The organism is Desulfallas sp. Bu1-1, from assembly GCF_015594625.1.
Classification (GTDB): domain Bacteria; phylum Bacillota; class Desulfotomaculia; order Desulfotomaculales; family Desulfallaceae; genus JADNRQ01.
The window spans coordinates 136,924-161,493 of sequence record NZ_JADNRQ010000001.1; the positions used below are offsets into that span (position 1 = coordinate 136,924).

Here is a 24,570-nt window from a genome sequence, read left to right on the forward strand (position 1 = left end):
TAATCCCTAGTATAATCAACCTGCCAAACCAAATTCTTTTTTAAACCGTAGTAATAGTTTAATAGCCGGGGGAGAAATATTGTCTTCCGACCATTTCTCAAGTACCTTGGTGATCAGGGAACGATCTTTACCCAGATATTTTGCCACCAGGCTGCGTTTCACCCCGGCTTCCTGTACCGCTATCTTGATAAATAAATTTCTGGCCAAAACAACCTGGCGTTTTTGGGTAGTGTCCTTCAACTCCGGCAATGAAACGCCGGTTGCATTTTCAATCCACGCTGCAATTTGGTCCAAGCTTGGATTATTACGAACTGTGGTAGTGCCTTTATTAGGACTGGCTTTATCATATGTTCTTTCCGGTTTGGTTTTTAATGGCATTAACTGCCGTTTTTCTTTTTGTGGAGGTGTTTTCAGGAGGGCGTCATCCTCCGGGGAAATTGCTTGCTGAGTGAACTTGACAAAACCCCGGCGGGCTTGATCGATATTTTGGTTAAAATAATTTAATAAAAATTCGGTATCGACTAAATTAGACTCCTGGCCGAGATAACTGTGATAGCTGCTCCATGGGTAGAGGTATACTTTTTCAACCAGGCCGGCTTTTACCGGGTTTAAGTGGATATATCTTGCCAGTGCCAGCAAATAAGCATCATCTGTGCAGGTATAAGCCTGGTAGCGTCCCTGAAACAGGTGTCCCACCCGTTCGTGTTTATAATTAAACCATCTTGCATAAACACTATGCACTCGATGAATTATTTCGGAGAGCGGTGTCAGACCTGTTTTTAACAACCAGTGTACATGATTGGTCATTAATACATAAGCGTATACTTCAAAATTCATTTCGGCTTTATATTTGAGCCATAAATCAAGGTATTTAAAATAATCGCGGTTATCAAGAAAAATATCCTGCCGGTTATTTCCCCGGCAAATAACATGGTATACTGTATCTGGTGCCGGGTAGCGAGGAAGTCTTCCCATAATTTATTTCCTCCTTTGTACAATGGAACAGTTAACCTAATTTTACCAGTGTTTCGCAAAACTTTCAACCTTTCAACACCTGGCACCAAAAGGAGGCCGTTACGACTATCATGAATGGTACAAACAATTCGAGTGGTGTAGTGGAGCAAATGCGCGAGGGGCTGAAACACGCCTTGGTGGATGCCGTTAAGGGAGCCGTGGAGGCCGGCGGGCTGCCGCCGGTGGAATTGCCCGGCTTCGTGGTGGAGGTGCCCCGGGAGCGGGAGCACGGGGATTTTGCCACCAACCTGGCCATGTTGCTGCCGAAACAGGCCCGGATGGCCCCGCGGAAAATCGCCGAAGTCCTGCTGGAAAACCTGCCCCGCTCCGTCCGCTGGCTGGAGCGGGTGGAAATAGCCGGTCCCGGGTTCATTAATTTTTACCTCGACCCTCGCTGGGTGCTGGAAGCGGTGCCCCTGGCGGTGCGGCAGCGGTCCGATTACGGGCGGGTGCGGCTGGGCAGGGGTCGGAAGGTACAGGTGGAGTTTGTCAGCGCCAACCCCACCGGCCTGCTGCACATGGGCAACGCCCGGGGCGCCGCGCTGGGGGACAGCATCGCCTCCATCCTGGATTTTGCGGGCTGGCAGGTCACCAGGGAGTATTATATCAACGATGCCGGCAATCAAATCGAAAACTTCGCCCTGACCCTGGAGGCCCGTTATTTTCAACTGCTGGGCCGGGAGGCCGAGGTGCCCGAAGGGGGATATCACGGCAAGGACATCATTGATACGGTGCGCCGGTTTATCGATCAGCACGGCGGCGGTTTACTGGAAGCGGACCGGCGGACCAGGCTGGATGCCCTTGTGAAGTTCGCCCTGGCGGAAAAAATCGGGGCGATTAAACAGAGCCTGGCGGATTTCGGTGTGCGCTATGACGTCTGGTTTTCCGAGCAGTCCCTGCATGACAGCGGCAAAGTGGCCGAAGCCATCAGCCGTTTGCGGGAACGGGGCCATGCTTATGAACACGAGGGCGCCCTCTGGTTCAAGGCCGGCGCTTTCGGCGTGGAAAAAGACGAGGTGCTGGTGCGTAAAAACGGCGTTCCCACTTATTTTGCCGCCGACATCGCCTATCACATGGATAAATTCGAGCGGGGCTTCGACTGGGTCATCAACATCTGGGGTGCCGACCACCACGGCCACGTGCCCAGGATGAAGGGGGCCATGGAGGCCCTGGGCTATGACCCGGACAAGCTGCACGTGGTGCTGATGCAACTGGTCAGGCTGTTCCAGGGCGGGGAACTGGTGCGCATGTCCAAGCGCACCGGCCAGTTCGTCACCCTGGAGGAACTTGTGGAAGAAGTGGGGCGTGACGCCGCGCGGTATTTCTTTGTGTTGCGCAGCGCCGACAGCCACCTGGAATTTGATATGGACCTGGCCAGGAAACAGTCCAATGAAAACCCGGTTTATTACGTACAGTACGCCCATGCCCGTATTTGCAGCATTTTCCGGCAGCTGGCGGAGCAAGGGAGGCAACTGCCCGACCCGGGCGGGGTGAACCTGGAGCTTTTGCAGGAGGAGGCTGAACTGGCCTTGGCCCGCCGCCTGGCCGATTTCCCCGAGGAAGTGACCCTGGCGGCCCGGCAGCTGGCCCCGCACCGGATCGCCCGTTACGTGCATGAGGTGGCCGGCCTGCTGCACAGCTTTTATAATGTGCACAGGGTGATCACCGATGACCTGGAGTTGAGCAACGCCCGGCTGCTCCTGGTGGACGCCACCCGGGTGGTGCTGCGCAACGCCCTTGGGCTTCTGGGCGTCAGCGCGCCCGAAAAAATGTGAGGGGATCAATATGCGTGATATTATTTTGACCACACTGGCCGGATTCGTTATCGGCCTCATTTTTGCCCGGTTTAAATTGCCCGTTCCCGCGCCGCCGACGCTGGCCGGGGTTATGGGCATCGTGGGGCTGTTCCTCGGCTACTGGGCGGCCACCCGCCTGTTCGGCTGGGATTAAATGACTTAATTTTTTAACACCGGGCGCCCGACATTCGGTGCTCATTATTGACATGTTCTTGCAGCGTGATAGAATATTTAAGGTATTATGTGAGAAAAGGACAACAGGAGGAGCACCATGGCCAAGTTTATTTTTGTGACCGGAGGTGTTGTATCATCCCTGGGCAAGGGGATTACCGCCGCCTCCCTGGGCCGGCTGCTGAAAAGCCGCGGGCTTAAAGTTGCAATTCAAAAACTGGACCCGTACATTAACATTGACCCGGGCACCATGAGTCCCTACCAGCACGGTGAAGTGTTCGTCACCGAGGACGGCGCGGAGACCGACCTGGATTTGGGGCATTACGAGCGGTTTATCGACGTCGACCTGGGTAAGAGCAGCAACGTCACCACCGGCGGTATCTACTGGTCGGTGATCAGCAAGGAGCGGCGGGGCGATTACCTGGGGGCCACCGTGCAGGTTATCCCCCATATCACCAACGAAATCAAGGAGCGGGTGCTGCGGATCGCCCGGGAGCATGATCCCGATGTGGTGATTTGCGAAATCGGCGGCACCGTGGGCGATATCGAATCCCTGCCGTTTCTGGAAGCCATTCGCCAGTTGAAAAGCGACCTGGGCCGGGACAACGTGATGTACATCCACGTTACCCTGGTGCCTTACCTGCGAGTGGCCAACGAGCTGAAAACCAAGCCCACCCAGCACAGCGTGAAGGAACTGCGCAGCATCGGCATCCAGCCTGACGTGCTGGTATGTCGCACTGAAAAACCGCTGTCCAGGGAAATGGTGGAGAAACTGGCTCTGTTTTGCGACACCGACCGGGACGCCGTGGTGCAGGCCGTGGATGCTTCGCATATTTACGAGGTGCCGTTGATGATGGAAGAAGAAGGCCTGGGAGACCTGGCCGTCCGGCGGCTGGGCCTGCGGTGTCCCAACGCGCCGGACCTCACCGAGTGGCGTGCTATGGTAGATAGAATGAAAAACTTATACCGCCGGACCACCATTGGCCTGGTGGGCAAATATGTCGCCCTGCCCGACGCGTATATCAGCGTGGCCGAGGCGCTGCGCCACGCCGGGCTTTATCACGGCGCCGCGGTGGAGATCCGCTGGATCAACGCCGAGGAGCTGGAAGTGAAGCGCCCGGAAGAATTACTTTCCGGCTTGGACGGTATCGTGGTGCCCGGCGGTTTCGGGGACCGGGGCATTGAGGGCAAGATCAACGCCATTCGCTTTGCCCGGGAAAACAAGGTGCCCCTGCTGGGACTGTGCCTGGGCATGCAACTGGCGGTGGTGGAGTACGCCAGAAACGTGCTGGGCTGGACGCCGGCCAACAGCACCGAATTTAACCCGGATACACCCTACCCGGTAATTGACCTGCTGCCCGAGCAAAAGGAACTGGATAAAATGGGAGGCACCATGCGGCTGGGACGTTACCCCTGCCGGCTGGTTCCGGGCACGCTGGCGTACCGGGCGTACGGAGAAGAAATTATTTACGAGCGGCACCGTCACCGGTATGAGTTCAACAACAAGTACCGCGAGGCGCTGGTAGATGCCGGCCTTGTGCTGAGCGGCACCCTGCCCGACCGGTACCTGGTTGAAATAATTGAATTAAAGGACCACCCGTGGTTTGTGGCCACCCAGTTCCACCCTGAATTTAAATCGCGACCATACAGGCCTCACCCGCTGTTCCGGGACTTCATCGGGGCAGCGCTGAATGGTCGTCGGTCGCCGGTAAAAAAGACTACCGGTTAATGATATTGGACCTTTCATAGTAAACCTTTATGGTATAATGTTGATAAAAATTCATTACATAATGAAAGCCAGACAACATGGATAAAAACGAACAGTATCGGGGCACGGATTTGTTTAATCCGACGACCGACCACCGACGACCGGCAACCAAAATGTCAGCTTTGGTTACAATCCAAGGCTTTTTCTTTAGGAAAGGTATGTATGTTGAATAAATGAAGGCAACTCGGGTCGTGGTTGGTTGCTCCGGCGACCGGCCACTGACAACTGGCGACCATTAAGGAAGGTTGTGTGATGATTTTGAAACGCAAGGTTGTAGCCGGTGTAATCATCGGGATGGTGGCGCTTTCCCTGCTGGCCGCGGCCGTTTTCGGGGGCAGGGGCGTCGATTACTACGGCGCTGGAGCCACCGGTGACGCGGTGGGGGTAATTCGCATTAACGGTATGATTGTCGGCGGGCCCGGTTCCAGCAGCCTGTTCGGCACCGTGGCCGGCTCGGAAAGCGTGATGGAACAACTGCGCCGGGCGGCCGGGGACCCGTCCATCAAAGTGGTGGTGCTGCGACTCAATACTCCCGGCGGCACGACGGCGGCCTCCCAGGAAATAGCCCTCGAGGTGTCCCGCTTGCGCAAGGCGGGTAAGAAAGTGGTGGCCTCCATGGGTGACGTGGCGGCTTCCGGCGGTTACTGGATCGCTTCGCAGTGCGACAGGATTGTGGCCAGCCCCGGCACCATTACCGGAAGTATCGGCGTAATCATGGAGACGCAGAACCTGCAGGGGCTTTACGAAAAACTGGGGGTGGATTCCAGGGTGTTTAAGAGCGGAGAGCATAAAGACATGGGTTCTCCCGCCCGGGACATTACCGCGGAAGAACAAAAGATTTTTCAGGATATGGTGGATGAAATGTACGAGCAGTTTATCGCCACGGTATCCAGCGGCCGGGGCATGGATCCCGGCCAGGTGCGGAAACTGGCCGACGGGCGCGTTTTCACCGGCCAACAGGCTTTGGAATACGGCCTTGTGGATGACCTGGGCAATTATTACGATGCCATCAGGGCGGCGGCCGTTCTGGCTGGAATCCGGGGTGAACCGGAAGTTGTCGAACTGGCTCCCAGGCGCGGTTGGTGGGAGACGCTGAGCAGCGTTAAGCTGGAATTACCGGCATTCCACGCCCCCGCCTGGTTGATTTACAGACCGGCGGCGGACTAACGAAGGGGGGATGATGTTGGAAGGGCAGAGGGACATTATCCATAATGTGGGGCCGGTGAAAAACGGCATTCTCGACATTATTTACGGGGTTTTATTCGACCCCGCCCGCACATTTGCCGGAATTGCCCATAACCCTCCCGTTGGAGCGGCCGTGGTTATTTATATTTCGCTTCACCTGCTGGAATCATTAATGGGGTTGTTTATCACCCCCCAGTATTTCCGGGAGATGCACGTACCCGGCATGATGGGGGTTGATTTTGTGCGTCATATGGCGCCGCTCGTGGCGGCGGGCGGCTTTGTGCTGGGCATCATGAAATGGTTTGTCATGGCCGGCTTATTGCACCTGGTGGCCGAAATTTTCGGCGGCAAAGGCAGTGCCCGGAAAGTTTTTGCCGTTTACGGAGTGGCCGGCCTGCCCGCGGTGTTCATGATCCCCGTGAATATATTACTATTTTATCTTGCCGCGGGTTTTACCCGTACATTAATTGCCAGCCTGCTGGGGTTGGGAGTGTTTGTCTGGAGCACGGTTCTGTTGATTACCGGCGTGCGGGAGGTGCACCGCTTCAGTACGGGCAGGGCCGTGCTGACCGTATTTTCGCCAGCCCTGGCTGTAGTGACGATAATGGTACTGGCGATGATCATTGTTGGGTCTGCGGTGTCAACTCTCCCTGTAGATCCATATTTTAAAATTTTTTAAAAAATAAGTTGTATTGCATGACAATTAAAAGGGATTTTACCCCTTCCGTCGAACACAAATGTGAAAGGCTTCTTGCAGAGGGGGTAAGGTATGCCTGGCAAAACATATGATATACTGGTAGTCGATGACAAGGCAGGTGTGCGCAGGCTGATCTACGAAGCTTTGCTGGATGATGGCTATCTGGTCGAACAGGCCTCCAACGGTGCGGAAGCAATCCGAAAAGTCAAACAGAAAAAATACGGGGTGATTTTGCTGGATGTTAAAATGCCGGGAATGAACGGTCTGGAAACTTTAAATGAAATAAGAAAGATCGATCGTAATGTCCCGGTGGTAATGATGACTGCTTACGGTGAACTTGAGATAATGGAAGAAGCCCACAACAAAGGAGTCAAACATCAAATCAGCAAGCCGTTTGACTTGAACGAGTTACGCGCATTGGTCAAAGGCATTCTTGAAACCGGGTTGCGGGAAAGCGCGCTGCAGTTGGGTTAAGGCCCGTAAATAAAACCCGAAAGAGGATTTGGTTGTGAAGGTGTAGAATTAATGGGTATCAGTAATATTAGCGGCAGGGGGATTGCCATGATTATAGTAACTGATACGCTACTTGGTATGCGTTGCCCTGAATGCGGAAAACTTGATTTTCATAAACTTTCCCGCTTTGATTTCAGCGGCCGGAAACGTGTTGAGATAACTTGCACGTGCGGCTTTGTGAAACTTTTCGTTACCACCAGGAACCGCAAGGATTACCTGCTGCAGGTGCCTTGTGTTGTTTGCGAGGCCAGGCACGTGCGTACCCTCAGCGCCGAAATGTTGTGGTCCGGCGAGGTTAATTACTTGTTTTGCCAGGAGACCGGTTTGGAACTGGGGTACCTGGGCCCGGAAGAAGATGTCATGGCCCTTGCCGCGGCGTACGAGGAAAGTATGGATGCGCTGGCCGGTGAGTTTGAAAAGGAAGATGAATTCTTTCACAACGCCGGTATAATGTATGAAGTGTTGAACTGCCTGCATGACATTGCCGAACAGGGAGCGCTGTACTGCCAGTGCGGCAACCGGGACGTTGATGTGGATGTTTTCCCCGATCGCCTGGAACTGCACTGCAAGGATTGCGACAGTGTCAACATTATCTACGCGGAAACTGAAGATGATTTAATGATCATCCGGGAAATAGACACCATAGAACTAACCCGTAACGGTTTCAAGTGTCTGGACAGCGTGGCCAATACCGGCAAAACGGGCAAAAAAAACAGCCGCAGGCGAAAATAGCATGATAAACACCCCTTACGGGGTGTATAATAATTTTGCGATAAAATATACCCGTTTGTTGAGGAGGCATCAGTGATGGGTTTGGTTCCAGTCAGCGATTTGCTTAAGGCGGCCGATGCCGGAGGCTACGCCGTGGGCGCTTTCAATTGCAACAACATGGAAATTGTTCAAGCCATTGCCGCCGCCGCCGAGGCGGAAAGGGCGCCGGTGATCATGCAGGCCAGCCAGGGCGCCATTAAATACGCGGGCATTGAGTACATCACCGCCATGGCCAAAACCGCCGCTTCACTGGTCAACGTCCCGGTGGCCCTCCACCTGGACCACGGTACCAGCTTTGAGCAGGTGATGCAATGCATCCGGGCCGGGTTTTCATCCGTCATGATTGACGGTTCCAAGCATTCCCTGGAAGATAATATCGCTCTGACCAAGCAGGTGGTGGCCGCCGCCAGGCCGGTGGGGGTATCCGTTGAGGCTGAATTGGGCAAAATCGGCGGCACCGAGGACGACATTCACGTCAACGAAGCCGACGCCTTCTTTACCGATCCCGAGGAAGCCCGGGTATTTGTGCGGGAAACCGGGGTCGACGCGCTGGCCGTGGCCATCGGCACCGCGCACGGCCGGTATAAGGGCGAGCCGAAACTTGATTTTGCGCGGTTGGAAAAAATCCGCTCCCTTGTCAACATACCAATTGTACTGCATGGTTCTTCCGGAGTGCCCGGCGACGCCATCCGGGAGGCCATCCGCCTGGGTGTGCGCAAGGTTAACATTGATACCAATATCCGCGAGGCCTTTGTAGACCGCTGCCGTGAAATTATCGCCGCCTATCCCGACGAAATCGATCCACGTAAAATACTGGGCCCCGCGCGGGAAGCGGCTGTGGAATTGATCAGGGAAAAAATCAGGTTGTTCGGCAGTTCGGGCAAAGCCTGATTTGGTTATAAGTGGTTGGTGGTGGGTGGATGGTGGTTAGTTAGACCAGGCGTTGCAGGCGTTGTTATATGCTGGACTTTTTCCATTACCTGTAATATAATTAAAGGGCAAATTTTAGTTAAGCCGGCTTTGATGCCGGTTACAGGTTTTCAAACCGCCATGGCAAACCACCAACCACCAACCACCAACCACTATTCAAGCCAACCACTATTTCCGGGGGTGTTTCTCATTAAGCTGTTCATTGATTCTGCCAATGTTGGGGAAATCAGGGCTGCCGCTGAACTGGGAGTAATCAGCGGCGTTACCACGAACCCGTCCCTAATCGCAAAGGAGGGCCGGAATTTTGTTGAGGTGGTGAGGGAAATCACCTCCATTATCGACGGCCCGGTGAGTGCCGAGGCGGTGAGCACCGAAGCCGGCCCCATGATCGCAGAGGCCGTTGAACTGGCGTCCATTCACCCCAACGTGGTGGTCAAGATACCCATGACGGCGGACGGCCTGAAAGCCGTAAGCGCGCTGTCCCCAAAGGGCATTAAGACCAATGTGACGCTGGTGTTTTCGGCCAACCAGGCCCTGCTGGCGGCCCTGGCCGGGGCGACTTACGTGAGCCCCTTTGTAGGCCGTCTTGATGATACCGGCCATGACGGCATAGCGTTGATTGAAGAAATTGTGCAGATTTTTGAATTGCATGGCCTGGAAACGAAAATTATTTCCGCCAGTATCAGGCATCCCCTGCATGTGACCCAATCGGCGCTGGCCGGTGCGGATATTGCCACCGTGCCTTATAAGGTGTTGATGCAGATGCTCAAGCATCCCTTGACCGACCTGGGGATTGAAAAATTCCTGGCGGACTGGGCCACAGTACCCAAAGGTTAGGAGGAAAACCCGTTGAAAATTATAGGGCGCCTCAAGCAGTATTACACCAAGGTCATGGACATTCCCGACGCGCCCATAAAAATTGCCCGCGGCGCCGCACTGGGTGTTGCTATGGACTTTTTGCCCATTCCGCTTATCAGTATCCCTATCGCCTACCTGGCGGCGCGGTTGGCTGGAGGCAACGGCGTGGCCGCGGCGTTGACGGCGGCGTTTTTCAAGTGGGCCGTGCCTTTTTTCTATGTTTTAAATGTAGCCACGGGGAGCCTGGTGCTGGGCTTCGATGAATTTGACAAGATGGAAAAGGTGATGAAAATGGACGGTTTCACACCGTCGGACTGGTTGAACTATTTGACCCGGCTAGGTTACCCTTTTCTGGCCGGCGCGGCAATTAATTCTTTTCTGACCGGGTTGATGCTGTTTTTTATCGTGCGCAGGATCCTGATCCTGAGGCAAAAAAGGAAGGGTATCATCTGAAAAATGGACATCTGGACTATTTTAAGTACCGGTAAAAAATTTTTTCCTTGAAGGGGGGATGCCGTTGAATTACGCCGAGCTTGAAAGTAAAACCCTGGCCGAGCTTTACGCCATGGCCAAGGAACTGGAACTTACCGGGTATTCCCGGTTGCGCAAGAAGGAACTGGTAGCGGAAATAATCAGGGCGCAAATGGAAAAAAGCGGGTTGCAGTATTCCAGCGGCGTGCTGGAAATACTTCCGGACGGATATGGTTTTCTACGACCGTCCCACTTTTTACCCAGCTATGACGATATTTATGTTTCCTCTTCCCAGATCAGGCGATTTGACCTGCGAACAGGGGACCTGGTTGCCGGGCAGGTACGGGGCCCCAAGGATAACGAACGTTATTCCGCGCTGTTGCGCGTGGAACAGGTCAACGGAGCCGACCCCGAGGAAGCCGCCAAAAGACTGCACTTTGCTGGACTTACCCCACTATATCCCCATGAGCGGATTATCCTGGAAACCGAGAGAGATAAGCTTTCCACCCGGATCATCGATTTGATAGCTCCCATCGGCAAAGGCCAGCGGGGATTGATTGTTTCTCCGCCCAAGGCGGGAAAAACCGTGCTTTTGAAGGCGATTGCCAACAGCATTACCACAAATCACCCGGAAATCAGCCTGATCGTGCTGCTTATAGATGAGCGTCCCGAAGAAGTTACCGACATGGAGCGTTCGGTGCAGGGTGACGTGATCAGTTCCACGTTTGACGAGCCGCCGGAAAACCACGTGCGGGTGGCGGACCTGGTGCTGGAACGGGCCAAGCGGCTGGTGGAACACGGCCGTGACGTGGTGATTTTGCTGGATAGCATTACCCGCCTGGCCAGAGCGCATAACCTGGTGGTTCCCCCCAGCGGGCGCACATTGAGCGGGGGCGTGGACCCGTCATCACTACACAAGCCCAAGCGGTTTTTCGGGGCGGCGCGTAAACTGGAGGAAGGCGGTTCGTTGACCATCCTGGCCACCGCGCTGGTGGAAACGGGCAGCCGGATGGACGACGTGATTTTCGAGGAATTCAAAGGCACGGGCAACATGGAGCTGATCCTTGACCGCAAGCTGGCGGAACGGCGCATCTTCCCGGCCATTGACGTGCTGCGCTCGGGTACCAGGCGCGAGGACCTGTTGTTGACCAAGGATGAACTGGAGCTAAACTGGTACTTCCGCAAGGCCACCGCGGGCCTGTCGGCGGCGGAGGCGCTGGAGTACATTACCGAGCGGCTGAAAAAAACCAGGTCCAATGCCGAGCTGGTGCGGGCTTTCCGGACCATGCGCCGGAGCAACGGAAACCAGGGACTCCAGCCGGGCGCAAACCTGACTTGATTGGTGGTTGGTGGTTGGTGGTCGGTCGCCGGTGGTCGGTGTCGATGCGCAACATTCCACTATAGCCACAGCCCCTTGGGACGATGGAGAAGTAGTTGGGCGGTAAGTTGCTGGCGTTAGTTGCAAGCTACCGCCGGCCGCCGGCGCGGTGCCGGCAGGAGTAAAAGGTACCGGTTGTGTTTTAGGGACGGGAATAAGGGCTTTCCCGTCTTTTAATTTTTGGCGCGCATCCCCGCGCTCGCTCAAACCTTCAATTGGCACGGAGCCCTGCCAAATGGGGTTTTTGGAGGAACAACCAGGTATAAATAAGCCGGTGGCGGGATATACTCTATGATGGCATGTTTTTAGATAAAACTGTCAGGAGAGGTAGAACCATGTTTAACTGGCTTAAAAAAGATATTTTAAGAATCTTTACTTTCGGGACAGCCTTTTTGATCGCCGGCTGCATACTGGCGGCTCCCCAGCCGGCCCAGGCCAGGCTGGACGAGCTTATCCGGCCCGATGCCCCTTACTTTGCCGGGCCGGAATCGCCGACGGGAGAAAAGAATGTCCGGGTGGCGGCGACGCCCGGGATTTATATTGTGCGCGAAGGAGATACCCTTGGTGCAATTGCCCTCAGGCACAACGTCGATGTAAAACAACTGGCGGAAATGAACAACCTGCGCGATCTTGACCACATCATCAAGGGGCAGGTGCTGATGCTGCCGGGCACCACTTTCCCATACGTGGTGCAAAAGGGTGAGACTCTCGGCAGCATTGCCGGCCGCTTCGGTGTGGACGAGGAAGAGTTGGCCGCCATGAACGGCCTGCGTGACCCGGATCACCTGCTGGCGGGACAGAGCTTGACGATCCCGGCCGGGCAGGGCGGGGGCAGTGCCGGGGTGTCCCGGGCGCTGCCTCTGAACCAGTTGCGCTGGCCCGTGGTGGGCTGGATCAGCTCACCTTTCGGCATGCGGGACGGTGAAATGCACCATGGGCTTGATATTGCGGCGGACCACGGGCAGGTAGTTCGCGCGGTGAAGGGAGGCCGGGTGGTATTCTGCGGGCCGCGGGGCGATTACGGTAACACCGTAATCATCGACCATGGCAGCGGTTTGCAAACACTTTACGCCCACAACTCCACCCTGCTGGTGCGGGAAGGCCAGAAGGTGCTGGCGGGCCAGCCCATCGCCAGGGTCGGCAGTACCGGGCGTTCCACCGGACCGCACCTGCACCTGGAAGTGCGCTTGAACGGTGTACCCTTCGACCCCATGATCTGCCTGAAACGTACCTACGCATAAAGGGGTTAAATCTGCTATCTATGACAGTGTGGCAATAATATCTAAATACACCCCAAAATAAGCTCATGGTTTACTCTGCTTAACGGGGTTGCCCTGCCGCCCGCCGGGACGGGGTAAAGGGACAGGCTGTTTTTCCAAACAGGCCTGTCCTGTTTTTTTAGGGTGAAATTCGACAGGTACGAGATGCCAGCAACAAGTTATTAGTGGAATGTGCCCGCTGGATAGTGTTAAAATAAAAGCCGGAATACTGGAGCTTAACTGCGGGCAAATGATGATTTTGGTAATCCGGGTTTAAGGGGATTTGCGAATGTATCGACTATTATACGCCGACGAACAGGGCCAAATGTTCGACCACGGGCTGGCCGCCACCGGGCGCACGGGGGACCGGCTGGTGGAAATACTGGAAGATGACGTGATAGAGTTACCGCCCGGCGCCTCCCTGGTGCTATTGCCGGGCAGCACCCCCGTGGGGATAAATAAAAACGGCCAGTTCAAGCTCTTGGAAAAAGCCCCCGGCGGTGGCGGGCCGGCCCGGGCCGTGGGCGCGTTGCTGCCCCAGGGTTACACCCGCACCCTGCTGCCCGGTTACCGCCGGCGGGAGGACAAGCCGCTCCCCCTGCTGGGTTACGCGGCGGTGGCCTGGCGGTCCGGTAAGATATACGTTGCCGCCGCCCGCACCGACGACCCGGACCGCTGGGATCCCGCCCACTACAACACCCGGGATTTACCGCGGCTGGTGGAGGACCGGCTGGCGGCGGCCCCCGGCAACCGGGTGCTGGGGCAACTGGCCCGCTGCGCCCTGGAATACAGTTGCTTTACCGCCCAGAACATCTTTTACACCCGCTGGGAAGGCGGCCTGCCGGTATCGCCCGCCTGCAACGCCCGGTGTCTGGGCTGCATTTCATTGCAGCCGGCGGAATGCTGCCCCTCCCCCCAGTCCCGGCTGACCTTCCGGCCTTCCCGGGAAGATGCGGTGGAAGTGGCCCTGCACCACCTGCTGCACGCCCCGGAGGGGATTATCAGCTTCGGGCAGGGCTGCGAGGGTGAACCTTCCCTGGCGGCGAGCGATGTAGCGGCGGTAATTGGTGAGGTCCGCAGGCAAACCGGCCACGGCACCATCAACATGAACAGCAACGCCGGGTACACCCGGGGAGTGGAGCAAATTTGCGAAGCGGGCCTTGATTCCATCCGGGTCAGCCTGATCAGTGCCCGGGAAGAAGTGTATAATGCTTATTACCGGCCGCGGGATTACACCCTGGCTGACGTGGCCCGTTCCATCAGAACCGCCCGGTCCCGCGGCGTGTACGTATCCCTGAATTTACTGGTGCTGCCGGGGTTGAACGACCGGGAGCGGGAAATTGAATCCCTGGTGCATTTTATCCGGGAAAACGACGTCAACAAGGTCCAACTGCGCAACCTGAACATCGATCCGGACTACTTCTGGCGCCGGGTTTCTGCTGAAGGAGAAATCTTCGGAATTCTCCACCTTATCGAAGTACTGAAAAACATCCCCGGTTTGGAGGTGGGTAATTTCTCCCGGCCGGTGACAAAAAAGTGATGAATTTTCTCGAAACATCTTTAACCACTACGAAGAAAATTGCGAAGTACGCGAAAGAAACCATCGGATCGCCAGATACAAGTACGGTTTTTTTGCAGCGAAATCACACTGGCCTTAACCGATAATTCTTGCTTGAATTACGTGGTTATGCTATAATTGATAAGTGTCTAATCAGGGAAAACACGGTTTAACCAGCTGTTTTGCCGATAAACATCATGTTTTGGAAAGAGGTGAGTTCCGTTGAAGGAAAAAATTCATCCCAAGTATGGCGAAGCCAGGGTTACCTGCGTTTGCGGTGAAACTTTCGTGACCGGTTCCACCAAGAAGGAAATCAAGGTGGAAATTTGCTCCAAGTGCCATCCGTTTTACACCGGTTCCCAGCGGACTGTGGAAACAGGCGGCCGGGCGGAGAAATTCCGCAAAAAATACGGCTTGAAATAAGCTGCTTAGAGCAGGGCGGGTGCTCTGCTTTTATTTTATTTTAGAAAGCAAAGGGTGATTTTTTATGCGCCCGGAATTTAATTACGGGGGCCAGGCCGTCATTGAGGGCGTGATGATGCGGGGGCCGGACAGCCGCGCCGTGGCGGTGCGCCGCCCGGACAATACCATTGTCATCGACGAAAAACCAGTGTCGTCGATCACTTCCCGCGTCCGGCCGCTGAAGTGGCCCATGGTGCGGGGCGTGGTGGTGCTGTTCGAGTCCCTTGTAATGGGCCTGCAGGCGCTCTCATTTTCCGCCGGCCAGGCTGTTGAAGAAGAAGATGAGGAATTGACCACCCGGGACATCGCCATTACCATGATCATCGCCTTTGCCCTGGCCATCGTGCTGTTCGTGGTTGTACCCACCGGGGCCACCCACATGCTCACCCGCTGGGTGCCGGGCAGCGTGCTGCAAAATCTGGTGGAGGGCGTGATCCGCATCGGGGTGTTCCTGGCCTACGTGGCGGCCATTGCCCGGATGAACGACATTAAGCGGGTTTTCCGGTATCACGGCGCCGAGCACAAAGTAATCAACGCTTACGAGGCCGGTGAAGAGCTCACGGTGGACCGGATCCAGCGTTACCCCACCTATCACCCGCGTTGCGGCACCAGCTTTTTACTTATCGTGCTGGTGGTCAGCATTTTTGTTTTTGCCATGCTGGGTGAACAGGTGTTGTGGTGGCGCATCCTGTCCCGGATTTTGCTGCTGCCCGTCGTGGCCGGCATTTCCTATGAATTGCTCAAAGCCTCGGCCCGCTACGAAAATAATCTTTTTTTCCGCCTGTTTGCCGCGCCCGGCAAGTGGGTCCAGCGGTTGACCACCGGTGAACCCGACGATCAAATGGTAGAGGTGGCCCTAACCGCCCTGAAAGCGGTACTCAGGGAAGATAGAGGTGAGGTCAGTGTTAGATAAACTGGAGAATCTGGAAAAAAAGTACGATGAATTGAGTGAACTGATCGCCGATCCCAAGGTGATGGAAGATCAGAATAAATGGAAGCAATACGTAAAAGCCCATGCCGATCTCAGCGACGTGGTCACGGTTTACCGTGATTACAAGCGGGTGGTGTCGGAGCTGGACGACGTCAGGCTGTTGCTGAAGGATAAACTGGACCCCGAAATGCTCGAGCTGGCGGAAATGGAAGAGGAAGAACTGCGGGAGAAAAAAGCGGCCCTGGAACAACAGTTAAAAGTGTTGCTTTTGCCCAGGGACCCCAACGACGACAAGAACGTAATCATGGAAATACGCGCCGGTACCGGCGGGGAGGAAGCGGCACTGTTTGCCGCCGATCTGTTTCGCATGTATACCAGGTTTGCCGAGTTGAAAGGCTGGCGTACGGAGATTATGGATTCCCATTACACGGACCTGGGCGGCATCAAGGAAATCATCTTTCTCATCGAGGGCAGGGGGGCTTACAGCCAGCTCAAATTTGAAAGCGGCGTGCACCGGGTGCAGCGGGTGCCCACCACCGAATCGGGCGGGCGGATTCACACCTCCGCCGCCACGGTGGCGGTGCTGCCCGAGGCCGAAGAGGTCGACGTTGATATCAACCCCAACGACTTGAGAATTGATGTGTTCTGCTCCACCGGGCCGGGCGGGCAGTCGGTGAACACCACCCAGTCGGCGGTGCGTATCACCCACATTCCCACGGGAATAGTGGTATCCTGCCAGGATGAAAAGTCCCAGCATAAAAACAAGGAAAAGGCCATGCGGGTGCTGCGCGCCCGCCTGCTGGACCAGGCCCAGCAGGAACAGCAGCAGAAAATGGCCAGTGCCCGTAAATCCCAGGTGGGGACCGGCGACCGCAGCGAGCGGATTCGTACCTACAATTTCCCCCAGAACCGGGTGACCGACCACCGCATCGGCCTGACCCTGCACCGGCTGCAGGAAGTGCTCATGGGGAACCTGCAGGAAATCATCGACAGCCTGATTACCACCGACCAGGCGGAACGGCTGCAGCAGGTGGAATAACCGTGCATGCCCTGACTATCGGGGAGGCGCTGGCCCGGGCGCAAAAATGGTTGCGGGAAGCCGGTTCAACTTCGCCCCGGCTGGATGCCGAGGTGCTGCTGGCCCACGCGCTGGGCCGGGACCGGGTCTACCTGTTCCGGGAATCCCAACACCGGCTGGATGCAAAAGAGGCCCGGGTGTACCGGGATCTGGTGGAACGCCGTGCCCGGGGCGAGCCCGTGGCTTACCTGACGGGGCACAAGGAATTTATGGGGCTTGACTTTATAGTCGGGCCTCATGTTTTAATTCCCCGCCCCGAAACCGAGTTGATGGTGGAATACGCCCTGGCCATGCTGGCCGGGTGTCCCCCCGGCCGGAGGGTTGCCGTGGACGTGGGCACGGGCAGCGGCGCGGTGGCCGTCAGCCTGGCGCGCCTGGCGCCGGGTGCCGAAGTATACGCCACCGACATTTCGCCGGAGGCGCTGGAAATTGCCCGCGCCAATGCCGGCAGGCACGGCGCGCCGGTGCGCTTTTACCGGGGAGACCTGCTGTCCCCCCTGCAAGGCGTGCTGCCACCCGGTTCCGTGGCGGTGGTGGCCGCGAACCTGCCGTACATCCCCAGCGCGGAAATGGCGGGTTTGCCCCGGGACGTGCGCTATTACGAGCCGGCTCTGGCCCTGGACGGCGGTCCCGGCGGCCTTGAACTTTATCGCCGCCTGGTGCCCGGGGCCGGGGAACTTCTGGCCCCGGGCGGGCACCTGCTGGTGGAAATCGCCCCGGATCAGAAGGAGCGCGCCCTGGAGTTGGTGCCTCCGCCCCGCTGGCGGTCAACGGCGCTCCCGGACCTGGCGGGCCGCCCCCGCCTTATTGTTGCTCAAAAAAAGGGGGACGGTAAGCCTGTATTGTAAAGCAGCCGTCCCCTTTTGTTTATATTAATTTTTATATTCCCCGTTCCGCTTCCATTCCCATCGGTTTTTTAAAATTGATTTCGCTGACGCTTGCAACTTTCCATTGTGGTGTTTTTGCAGTTAAATCAAAATTGTTTAAAATTAATGCGTATCTGTATTTTCGGCCTTTTCGGCCAGGGGGAAGGTGATATAAAAAGTTGTTCCCCGACCGGGTTTACTGGTTACATTTATAGAAGCATTGTGCTCGCCCAGTATTTTATTGGTAATGGCCAGGCCCAGCCCCGTTCCCTCGTCCCGGGTGGTAAAAAAGGGATCAAAAATCCGGGGTAAAATCGACTCTTCTATTCCGGCGCCGTTATCCTCCACGGTTAACAGCACGCCGTTTTCTTTCCGCCTGGTGACCACCTTCACGACACCCCCCCGCCCGGTGGCCTGCAGCGCGTTGTTGACCAGGTTTATCACCACTTGCTTCAGCATGTCGATGTTGCCCATGATGGGAGGCGCTTCGGGATCCAGCTTACGGACCAGGTGAATTTCGCGGAGCAGCGCTTCGCTGTTGAGCAGTCCCCAGATGAAATTGATAATGTCATTGAGGTTAACCGGGCGCAATTCCACCTTTTCCTGTTTGGCCAGCTTTAAAAATTCGGTGATGATGGCGTTGATCCGGTCAGCTTCGGCCAGGATAATGTCGAAATAGCCGTCAAAGTCCCTGATGGGGGCATCTTTTTTTTCTTTCATCAACTGCAGGAAGCCCCTGATGGAGGTCAGCGGGTTCCTGATTTCATGAGCGGTGCCGGCTGCCAGTTCCCCTATGGCCGACAGTGTGGCGGAACGCTGTAATTTTCGTTCCATTTCTTTTGTGTCGGTGATATCGTTGACAATGCATGCCATGCCCACTATTTTACCGCTGCGAGTACGCAGTTCGGCGCGGTTGAACAGCAGGGTCCGGCCCGCCATTTCCACTTCATAACTGGAGGTTGCCTGCTGATCCGGTTTTTTGCCCGCCAGCCGGCCCAGCAGGCACTGCAGGTTCTCGTTCAATACGCTTTGTTTGTCCAGGTGCAGCAATGCCTCGGCCTGCCGGTTCAGCTCAATGATTTTGCCCGAACCGTCGGCGAGGATGACCCCTGAATTGATGAAGTCGATAAAATAATTTGTCCGGGCTCTTTCTTCCTCCAGTTTTTCCGAAAGGGAAAGATCGTTAATACATAAAACCAGGCCGTTATCATTGCCCATTCCGGTGCTTACCTGATGAATTACGCATTGCACCGGCATCGACTTGCCCCGGCCGTCGACGGCCTGTCCAAACACGGGACTACAGCTTATAAGCAGCTTGCCCTTGCCGGTCGCGGCGGGTTTCAAAAACGGCAGGTGCCGCTCTATGATGTCGTTGAGCATTGCCTGTTCTTCCGGTTGGTATCCGAAAAGGTCACGGAACCGCTTGTTGGCGTGAATGATGTAACCGGAGCCGTCCACGTGCAGGGTGGCCACACCCAGGTTGTCCAGAATGCTTTTCTGGTTTTTATCGCTTTCCACCAGCTGGTAGAACAGGTTTTTGATATATTCGAAAGACTGGCCGGTAAACCAGGCGGTGGTGGCCATCAGGGCCAGGGTCAGGAGATACTCGGTCAACAGCTGGTTTGAAAACCCGAAATGGTTGATGCATACCAGTAAGGCCACCAGTAAAACCACCAGCGACGTGACCAGTCCGTAAACGGTGCCGCAAATGATCGAGTTTAAAATCACCGGAACGATTACCAAAATGCTCAGGCTTTTTCCGGCAAGGATACTGGTGATGATGGGAGTGTAGATGATGCAGATTGCCGCGGTATAAAGCAGCTTGTACAGGTGCAGGTGGCGATGGTCACGGTAAAAGGTTTTGGTGATGATTTTGTGCTGGGCCGGGATCAATGCGATGATGATCAGCAGGTAGACAACCCATAACAAATGATAGTAATATTCGTTAAAAGATAATTGTGATGTTCTAAGCAATTCTGCCAGGCAGGAGACGGATAAAATGCAGTAGGTCAGATGAGCGAACAGGTAGCATTCTTTGATGCGGTTCAAGCCCGAATCCAGTTTCATGTGTCAAACCTCTCGTATTCGATCAAAGGCACGGCATTAAGCCGCGCCCTTCATATATGGGAACTAGTTTCATGTTCTTCCGCGCCTGTACCAGTTTGTTCGGGTGATTAAAAAGGCAATAACGGCTAAAAGAATAATATGTAACCAGTTGGTGAAGATCCAAATCAACTTGTTTTGAACCAAGTCGTGTAAGTCATGTTGAAAAATTGTTTCGGACAACTTGAAAGTAAAAGTCTCTAACGTACCGAGTAGGAACATAACAATGATGCTGGTGGTAAGGGACAACAGTTTTGAAGTTTGATAAAAATACGCCACCAGCAGGGCCAAGGTCAAAACTGCTATCGCTGAATGAATTCCCGGCGTAATTATAGCCTTAACGACTGTCAGTCTGACAATGAATATAATTAAAGATAGGATAATACTTATCTGGAGGATTTTCTTCCACCGAAATTCCAATCTTAATGCCGCCACTAATACCATTGCCATACTAATGCATTCCGGAATGCCGATGGTGATTAAGAAAACCAGTAGGTCCGATAATTGGCTCATCTAAATCTCTCCGGAACTTCGGGCTCGTACCACCCCCCAAAACAAGCCGAGGCGGCGCCGATTTGAGCAATCCAGAGCAGCGCTGTGGCGGTTGCAATCAGCAGTACTTTTTTCATGTCCATCCCCCCTTTCCAGATTATACTTAATTTTACGCGGGAAATCTACCGGTTTTTCGTTGTGTGCCCTACCGGTGGCGTAAATACGTTATATTTATTCGTTACAGCCCCGATCCCGGGAACCCGGGGGCAGGATGGAAATTGATTGTGTCACCAGCCCGGTTATAATTGCCAGCACGATGACCGGGTCGGCCGTGATTATTGTCGAAGCCGGTATCAACACCAGGGTGGCCCAGAAAATAATTACCGCCACTGCAGCCATTTTTAGTTTCCGGCGCTTTTCCGTTGTGAATTTTTTGCTGGCGATGGTGACCGGAGCCCGGGTGATGGCTGCAAAAAGCGCAAATACAAGGCCCAGGGCGGTAATCAGGTTCATGTAATGAGCTGCCCGGGGCGCCAGGGTTGTTGCCAGGTAACCCAGGGTTGTCAAAATGAATACCGTCAGCAGCCAGCATTTGACCGGTCCGGACTGGTGACGGCCTCCGGTGAAAATGCGCAGGGAGTAAAAAGCCAGGCAGATAAAGATGGTGGCCTTCAACGTGTCCAGCAGCCAGGCCAGTAGCGCGATTGCCCCAAGGGCGGTCATGTTGACAGCCAGCAATGTGAGAGCGTAAGTAAAAACCTCTCCGTTGTTACCGGCGATTTGGGCAAAATTGCCTTCCCTGGCCAGGTACCGGGACAGCCTTTTGATTATCGAGTCCATGAGATACCACCTTCCACCGGCAAGAAGCTTGATTTGTCTATGACAGGGTTTATGCTAAATTACTATATATGGAACAATGTTCCACAAAAAAATGCATAAACCTGCCTAAAATTGAAAAATTTTTCCTACAAATAACGATATATTATGTCATGATTCGACTGCAAATTCTAAATATTTTCGAAATACCAAAGGTCCGGCCGGTTCCTTTTATCCTGGAATCCTTTGTGGTATACTACTCCAGAGAACAGGGAGCGTGGTAAAAGATGGAACGGGATAATGGCTCCACGCAGCGCCTGGTGGTGGATCCGAAACACCCGAATCCCTCTGTAATCCGGGAGGCCGGGGCGGTATTGCGCCAGGGCGGGCTGGTGGCTTTCCCCACCGAAACGGTTTACGGCCTGGGGGCCAACGCCCTTGACCCCCGGGCGGTGACGGGTATTTTCAGGGCCAAGGGCCGGCCCGGCGACAACCCGCTGATCGTACATATTGAAGGCCCGGAGGCACTGGCAAATTATGTTGAAAGAATTCCGCCGGCGGTGTCGAAGCTGGCGGAGCGTTTCTGGCCCGGGCCGCTTACCCTGGTGATTGAAAACAGGAATAAATTTCCCGCGGTGGTTACCGGTGGTCTCGAAACAGTGGCAGTGCGGGTGCCCGGTCACCCGGTGGCCCTGGCCCTGATCCGGGCGGCGGGCGTACCGGTGGCCGCTCCCAGCGCCAACATCTCGGGACGCCCCAGCCCAACCACGGCCGGCCACGTGATGGACGACCTGGCCGGGCGAATTGACCTGGTGCTGGACGGCGGCCCTTCCGGTCTGGGCGTGGAATCCACCGTGCTGGATCTAACCGGGCGGAACCCGGTTATTTTGCGCCCGGGTGGGGTTACCAGGCGGGAACTGGAGGCGGTGCTGGGGCCGGTGGAACTGGACCCCTCGGTTGACGGCCAGGCGCCCGGGGGCAAGCCCCGTTCTCCCGGCATGAAATATACGCATTACGCGCCCCGCGCGCCGCTGCTGCTTTTCGAAGGCTGCGGTAAAGAGTCCATGGCCGCGCGCATCCTGGCGGAGGCCGGGCGGCTGGCCGGAGAGGGGCGAAAGGTGGGTATCCTGGCCTGCGAGGAAACGGCGCAGATTTACGCCCGCGAGGGATATCCCGTGGTTGTGGCCGGCAGGCGGTCCGATCCTGAAAGCGTGGCCGCGGCGCTGTACGAATCGCTGCGGCGGTTTGACCGGATGGAGGTTGATGTGATTCTGGCCGAGGGTATTTCCGAAGATGGGGTCGGCCTGGCGGTGATGAACAGGCTGCGGCGGGCCGCGGGAGGGAATATCATAGCTGGCCCGTCATAGCCCCAGAGCTTGCGCATAGACATAAACAAAAATGTGACTCGGGGGAATCAAGTTGAGCCTTTTAACCGTTTTAGCCCTGGCGGTAGCCCTTGGTACCGACGCTTTTTCCATGTGCCTGGGGCTCGGCATGGCCGGGGTGACCCGCCGCCAGATATTGATCGTCAGCCTGACGGTGCTGGTGTTTCACATCGTAATGCCCCTGCTGGGCTGGTACGCCGGTGAATTCGTGGGTACCCTGGCGGGGCGGGCCGCCGGTATCGCCGGCGCATTGTTGTTGGTTTACCTGGGAGTGAAAATGATCCGTTCGGCTTGGAAGGGCGGGGATGCTGCAGATCCCAGGGTGGTGCTGGTCAATACCTGGGGCCTCTTGTTGCTGGCCGCCAGCGTCAGCATGGATGCCCTGAGCGTGGGCTTTTCCCTGGGTACAAGGCAGGTGAACCTGCCCGTAACCGCCGGCATCATCGGCGTAACCGCCGGGGTGATGACGGCGGCCGGCCTCGTTCTGGGCCGGTTCGTGGGCATCCGCGTGGGCGAGCGCGCCGTGTTGGGCGGCGGGTTATTGCTGGTGGGTATCGGGTTGCGCATGATTATGCCTTAGCGGCAATCGATCCGGCGGGTTTCCGGAGTGAAGCGAAGCGCAGCGCAGGAATATTTTTCAGGATGGGGAGATTGAACGCGATGGGCAAGAAAACAATCCTGTTTATTTGTACGGGCAACACGTGCCGCAGCGCCATGGCCGAGGCGCTGGCCCGCCGGGCGTTGGACGAGCTTTATCCCGGCCGGGATGACATTGAAATCAAATCGGCGGGAATCGCCGCCCTGCCCGGTACCGGGGCTTCATCCCGGGCGGTCGCCGTGTTGGGCGAGATGGGCATCGACCTGGCCGGTCACAAATCTTCCCGGGTCGAGCCCGAAGACGTGGAGAAGGCGGCGCTGGTTCTGACCATGACCGCCGCCCACCGGGATATGCTGTGCCGGGCGGCCCCGGAAGCCGCGGGCAAAATCCACACCCTGGCCGAATATGCCGGCTCCGGCGGCGATATCCCCGACCCGTTCGGCCTTGACGAAAATTACTACCGTTCCGTCGCCGGCAAACTCGACAACCTGGTGCGCCAGGCCCTCCACCGCTTCATCCAGGGGTCAGGCCTGTCGTAACTGTAATAACTGCATTATTTGCATAAGTTGATTTATTTTCCAGCCGCCAGGTCTAAAACCTCCGGCTTTCAGCCGGAAAGCTTTAGCGCCTGTTTCTTGACCCCCCGTTTAAAAACGGGGGTTTTGGGGAAGCGGTAGAATGTTCAACTACCCCCGACTGAAGTCGGGGGTCTGCGGCACTCCTGCTTAAGTCGATTTTCAGTCGATACCAGTCCCACCTGCTTTAGCAGGTGGTGGTTAAGTTTGCCAAGAGGGCTGTTTTGATATTTTAAGCACATCTGGAGGAAACCGGGCAAATAATGTAGAATATGTTCGTGTTAAGGGGTCGGGGTTGGATCCGGCCGAATTTCGGTTTTAATTTTATGTTTAATTTTGCTTAAAAGGAAGGGAAAAACCTTGCGGGTAGCCATTGGCAGCGATCACGGCGGATTCAAACTAAAAGCGGAAATCATCGCTTACCTGAAGGAACATCATATAGAATACAATGACTTCGGTACATACTCGCTGGATTCGGTGGATTACCCCGATTTTGCCCGGGCCGTGGCCGAAGCCGTGGCGGGGGGAGAATTCCAACGGGGTATTCTGTGCTGCGGCACCGGCATTGGCGTAAGCATTGCCGCCAACAAGGTGCCGGGCATCAGGGCCGCCCTTTGCCATGACACTTATTCCGCCCGGATGGCGAGCGAGCATAACATGGCCAATATTATCACCCTGGGCGAGCGGGTAGTCGGGCCCGGTCTGGCCCGCGATATAGTCGCCGCCTGGCTTAACGCCCGGTTTGCCGGCGGCAGACATGCCCGCCGGCTTGAAAAGATTGCGGAGATAGAAAGAAGTTTTAACTGCAAATAGTTATCCCGGTATATTTCATTTACCGGGTGGATGTATTCATACACTGACGACTGACCACCGACGACCGACGACTAATCTAGCT

General features: G+C 55.7%; 26 protein-coding genes. 21 read left to right on the plus strand and 5 right to left on the minus strand.

Annotation, left to right across the window (positions count from 1 at the left end):
* Positions 1-15: 15 nt before the first annotated feature.
* Complete coding sequence (locus IT084_RS00640; RefSeq protein ID WP_195710187.1) at positions 16-975, minus strand: transposase; 960 nt, start codon at positions 973-975, stop codon at positions 16-18.
* A gap of 110 nt (positions 976-1,085) precedes the next feature.
* Here IT084_RS00640 and argS point away from each other — a divergent pair, with 110 nt between their 5' ends.
* From argS to prmC, 17 genes are all read left to right on the plus strand, one after another.
* Positions 1,086-2,789, plus strand: a complete 1,704-nt coding sequence (gene argS, locus IT084_RS00645; RefSeq protein WP_195710188.1) for an arginine--tRNA ligase — start codon at positions 1,086-1,088, stop codon at positions 2,787-2,789.
* A 10-nt stretch (positions 2,790-2,799) separates the two neighbouring features.
* Positions 2,800-2,964, plus strand: a complete 165-nt coding sequence (locus IT084_RS00650) for a XapX domain-containing protein (RefSeq protein WP_195710189.1) — start codon at positions 2,800-2,802, stop codon at positions 2,962-2,964.
* A 117-nt stretch (positions 2,965-3,081) separates the two neighbouring features.
* A complete protein-coding gene (locus IT084_RS00655; protein ID WP_195710191.1) occupies positions 3,082-4,710 on the plus strand; it encodes a CTP synthase in 1,629 nt (542 codons plus the stop codon).
* A 291-nt stretch (positions 4,711-5,001) separates the two neighbouring features.
* The gene (gene sppA, locus IT084_RS00660; RefSeq protein WP_207744352.1) at positions 5,002-5,916 is read left to right on the plus strand and encodes a signal peptide peptidase SppA; all 915 of its coding nucleotides are present in this window, start codon (positions 5,002-5,004) and stop codon (positions 5,914-5,916) included.
* A 16-nt stretch (positions 5,917-5,932) separates the two neighbouring features.
* Positions 5,933-6,613 carry a Yip1 family protein gene (locus tag IT084_RS00665; protein ID WP_195710193.1) on the plus strand — a complete coding sequence of 227 codons (681 nt, stop codon included), beginning with the start codon at positions 5,933-5,935 and terminating at the stop codon, positions 6,611-6,613.
* 90 nt (positions 6,614-6,703) lie between these two features.
* A complete protein-coding gene (locus IT084_RS00670; protein WP_195710195.1) occupies positions 6,704-7,105 on the plus strand; it encodes a response regulator in 402 nt (133 codons plus the stop codon).
* 87 nt (positions 7,106-7,192) lie between these two features.
* Positions 7,193-7,876, plus strand: coding sequence for a hypothetical protein (locus IT084_RS00675; protein ID WP_195710197.1), 684 nt, complete (start codon positions 7,193-7,195; stop codon positions 7,874-7,876).
* Between the two features lie 75 nt (positions 7,877-7,951).
* Positions 7,952-8,806, plus strand: a complete 855-nt coding sequence (locus IT084_RS00680; RefSeq protein WP_195710199.1) for a class II fructose-1,6-bisphosphate aldolase — start codon at positions 7,952-7,954, stop codon at positions 8,804-8,806.
* A gap of 228 nt (positions 8,807-9,034) precedes the next feature.
* Positions 9,035-9,682 (plus strand): fructose-6-phosphate aldolase, encoded by a 648-nt coding sequence (fsa, locus tag IT084_RS00685; RefSeq protein ID WP_195710782.1) that lies wholly within the window; start codon positions 9,035-9,037, stop codon positions 9,680-9,682.
* Positions 9,683-9,694: 12 nt separating this feature from the next.
* The gene (locus IT084_RS00690; RefSeq protein WP_195710201.1) at positions 9,695-10,156 is read left to right on the plus strand and encodes a DUF2062 domain-containing protein; all 462 of its coding nucleotides are present in this window, start codon (positions 9,695-9,697) and stop codon (positions 10,154-10,156) included.
* Positions 10,157-10,220: 64 nt separating this feature from the next.
* Positions 10,221-11,513 (plus strand): transcription termination factor Rho, encoded by a 1,293-nt coding sequence (gene rho, locus IT084_RS00695; protein ID WP_195710204.1) that lies wholly within the window; start codon positions 10,221-10,223, stop codon positions 11,511-11,513.
* 374 nt (positions 11,514-11,887) lie between these two features.
* Positions 11,888-12,793 (plus strand): peptidoglycan DD-metalloendopeptidase family protein, encoded by a 906-nt coding sequence (locus IT084_RS00700; protein ID WP_195710206.1) that lies wholly within the window; start codon positions 11,888-11,890, stop codon positions 12,791-12,793.
* A 307-nt stretch (positions 12,794-13,100) separates the two neighbouring features.
* Positions 13,101-14,351, plus strand: coding sequence for a radical SAM protein (locus IT084_RS00705; RefSeq protein ID WP_195710208.1), 1,251 nt, complete (start codon positions 13,101-13,103; stop codon positions 14,349-14,351).
* Between the two features lie 240 nt (positions 14,352-14,591).
* A complete protein-coding gene (rpmE, locus tag IT084_RS00710; RefSeq protein ID WP_195710210.1) occupies positions 14,592-14,792 on the plus strand; it encodes a 50S ribosomal protein L31 in 201 nt (66 codons plus the stop codon).
* A gap of 64 nt (positions 14,793-14,856) precedes the next feature.
* Positions 14,857-15,744, plus strand: a complete 888-nt coding sequence (locus IT084_RS00715) for a DUF1385 domain-containing protein (protein WP_195710212.1) — start codon at positions 14,857-14,859, stop codon at positions 15,742-15,744.
* Positions 15,734-16,801 carry a peptide chain release factor 1 gene (gene prfA, locus IT084_RS00720; RefSeq protein ID WP_195710214.1) on the plus strand — a complete coding sequence of 356 codons (1,068 nt, stop codon included), beginning with the start codon at positions 15,734-15,736 and terminating at the stop codon, positions 16,799-16,801. Before IT084_RS00715 ends, prfA begins: the two co-directional genes overlap by 11 nt.
* 2 nt (positions 16,802-16,803) lie before the next feature.
* Positions 16,804-17,688 carry a peptide chain release factor N(5)-glutamine methyltransferase gene (gene prmC / locus IT084_RS00725; RefSeq protein ID WP_313885399.1) on the plus strand — a complete coding sequence of 295 codons (885 nt, stop codon included), beginning with the start codon at positions 16,804-16,806 and terminating at the stop codon, positions 17,686-17,688.
* Positions 17,689-17,829: 141 nt separating this feature from the next.
* Here prmC and IT084_RS00730 read toward each other — a convergent pair whose 3' ends face one another.
* The 4 genes from IT084_RS00730 to IT084_RS00745 all read right to left on the minus strand — a co-directional run bounded on the left by IT084_RS00730 (position 17,830) and on the right by IT084_RS00745 (position 21,141).
* Entirely contained in the window at positions 17,830-19,773 is a 1,944-nt protein-coding gene (locus IT084_RS00730; protein ID WP_195710216.1) for an ATP-binding protein, read from the minus strand.
* Between the two features lie 69 nt (positions 19,774-19,842).
* Entirely contained in the window at positions 19,843-20,322 is a 480-nt protein-coding gene (locus IT084_RS00735) for a hypothetical protein (protein ID WP_195710218.1), read from the minus strand.
* The gene (locus tag IT084_RS00740) at positions 20,319-20,438 is read right to left on the minus strand and encodes a cyclic lactone autoinducer peptide (RefSeq protein WP_195710221.1); all 120 of its coding nucleotides are present in this window, start codon (positions 20,436-20,438) and stop codon (positions 20,319-20,321) included. The genes IT084_RS00735 and IT084_RS00740 overlap by 4 nt, the downstream gene beginning before the upstream one ends.
* A gap of 94 nt (positions 20,439-20,532) precedes the next feature.
* The gene (locus IT084_RS00745; protein WP_195710223.1) at positions 20,533-21,141 is read right to left on the minus strand and encodes an accessory gene regulator ArgB-like protein; all 609 of its coding nucleotides are present in this window, start codon (positions 21,139-21,141) and stop codon (positions 20,533-20,535) included.
* A gap of 263 nt (positions 21,142-21,404) precedes the next feature.
* Between IT084_RS00745 and IT084_RS00750 the strand changes: the two genes are divergently transcribed.
* The 4 genes from IT084_RS00750 (at position 21,405) to rpiB (ending at position 24,488) form a co-directional block, all read left to right on the plus strand.
* Positions 21,405-22,484 (plus strand): L-threonylcarbamoyladenylate synthase, encoded by a 1,080-nt coding sequence (locus IT084_RS00750; protein WP_195710225.1) that lies wholly within the window; start codon positions 21,405-21,407, stop codon positions 22,482-22,484.
* A gap of 52 nt (positions 22,485-22,536) precedes the next feature.
* Positions 22,537-23,082 carry a manganese efflux pump MntP family protein gene (locus IT084_RS00755; RefSeq protein ID WP_195710226.1) on the plus strand — a complete coding sequence of 182 codons (546 nt, stop codon included), beginning with the start codon at positions 22,537-22,539 and terminating at the stop codon, positions 23,080-23,082.
* 80 nt (positions 23,083-23,162) lie between these two features.
* Positions 23,163-23,639 carry a low molecular weight protein arginine phosphatase gene (locus IT084_RS00760; protein WP_195710227.1) on the plus strand — a complete coding sequence of 159 codons (477 nt, stop codon included), beginning with the start codon at positions 23,163-23,165 and terminating at the stop codon, positions 23,637-23,639.
* Between the two features lie 396 nt (positions 23,640-24,035).
* A complete protein-coding gene (gene rpiB / locus IT084_RS00765) occupies positions 24,036-24,488 on the plus strand; it encodes a ribose 5-phosphate isomerase B (RefSeq protein ID WP_195710228.1) in 453 nt (150 codons plus the stop codon).
* The last annotated feature ends 82 nt before the right edge of the window (positions 24,489-24,570 follow it).

Coding starts and splice junctions, on each gene's coding strand:
- IT084_RS00640 (WP_195710187.1), bottom strand. CDS start 975: ATGGGAAGACTTCCTCGCTACCCGGCACCAGATACAGTATACCATGTT.
- argS (WP_195710188.1), top strand. CDS start 1,086: ATGAATGGTACAAACAATTCGAGTGGTGTAGTGGAGCAAATGCGCGAG.
- IT084_RS00650 (WP_195710189.1), top strand. CDS start 2,800: ATGCGTGATATTATTTTGACCACACTGGCCGGATTCGTTATCGGCCTC.
- IT084_RS00655 (WP_195710191.1), top strand. CDS start 3,082: ATGGCCAAGTTTATTTTTGTGACCGGAGGTGTTGTATCATCCCTGGGC.
- sppA (WP_207744352.1), top strand. CDS start 5,002: ATGATTTTGAAACGCAAGGTTGTAGCCGGTGTAATCATCGGGATGGTG.
- IT084_RS00670 (WP_195710195.1), top strand. CDS start 6,704: ATGCCTGGCAAAACATATGATATACTGGTAGTCGATGACAAGGCAGGT.
- IT084_RS00675 (WP_195710197.1), top strand. CDS start 7,193: ATGATTATAGTAACTGATACGCTACTTGGTATGCGTTGCCCTGAATGC.
- IT084_RS00680 (WP_195710199.1), top strand. CDS start 7,952: ATGGGTTTGGTTCCAGTCAGCGATTTGCTTAAGGCGGCCGATGCCGGA.
- IT084_RS00700 (WP_195710206.1), top strand. CDS start 11,888: ATGTTTAACTGGCTTAAAAAAGATATTTTAAGAATCTTTACTTTCGGG.
- IT084_RS00705 (WP_195710208.1), top strand. CDS start 13,101: ATGTATCGACTATTATACGCCGACGAACAGGGCCAAATGTTCGACCAC.
- IT084_RS00715 (WP_195710212.1), top strand. CDS start 14,857: ATGCGCCCGGAATTTAATTACGGGGGCCAGGCCGTCATTGAGGGCGTG.
- IT084_RS00730 (WP_195710216.1), bottom strand. CDS start 19,773: ATGAAACTGGATTCGGGCTTGAACCGCATCAAAGAATGCTACCTGTTC.
- IT084_RS00735 (WP_195710218.1), bottom strand. CDS start 20,322: ATGAGCCAATTATCGGACCTACTGGTTTTCTTAATCACCATCGGCATT.
- IT084_RS00740 (WP_195710221.1), bottom strand. CDS start 20,438: ATGAAAAAAGTACTGCTGATTGCAACCGCCACAGCGCTGCTCTGGATT.
- IT084_RS00745 (WP_195710223.1), bottom strand. CDS start 21,141: ATGGACTCGATAATCAAAAGGCTGTCCCGGTACCTGGCCAGGGAAGGC.
- IT084_RS00750 (WP_195710225.1), top strand. CDS start 21,405: ATGGAACGGGATAATGGCTCCACGCAGCGCCTGGTGGTGGATCCGAAA.
- IT084_RS00760 (WP_195710227.1), top strand. CDS start 23,163: ATGGGCAAGAAAACAATCCTGTTTATTTGTACGGGCAACACGTGCCGC.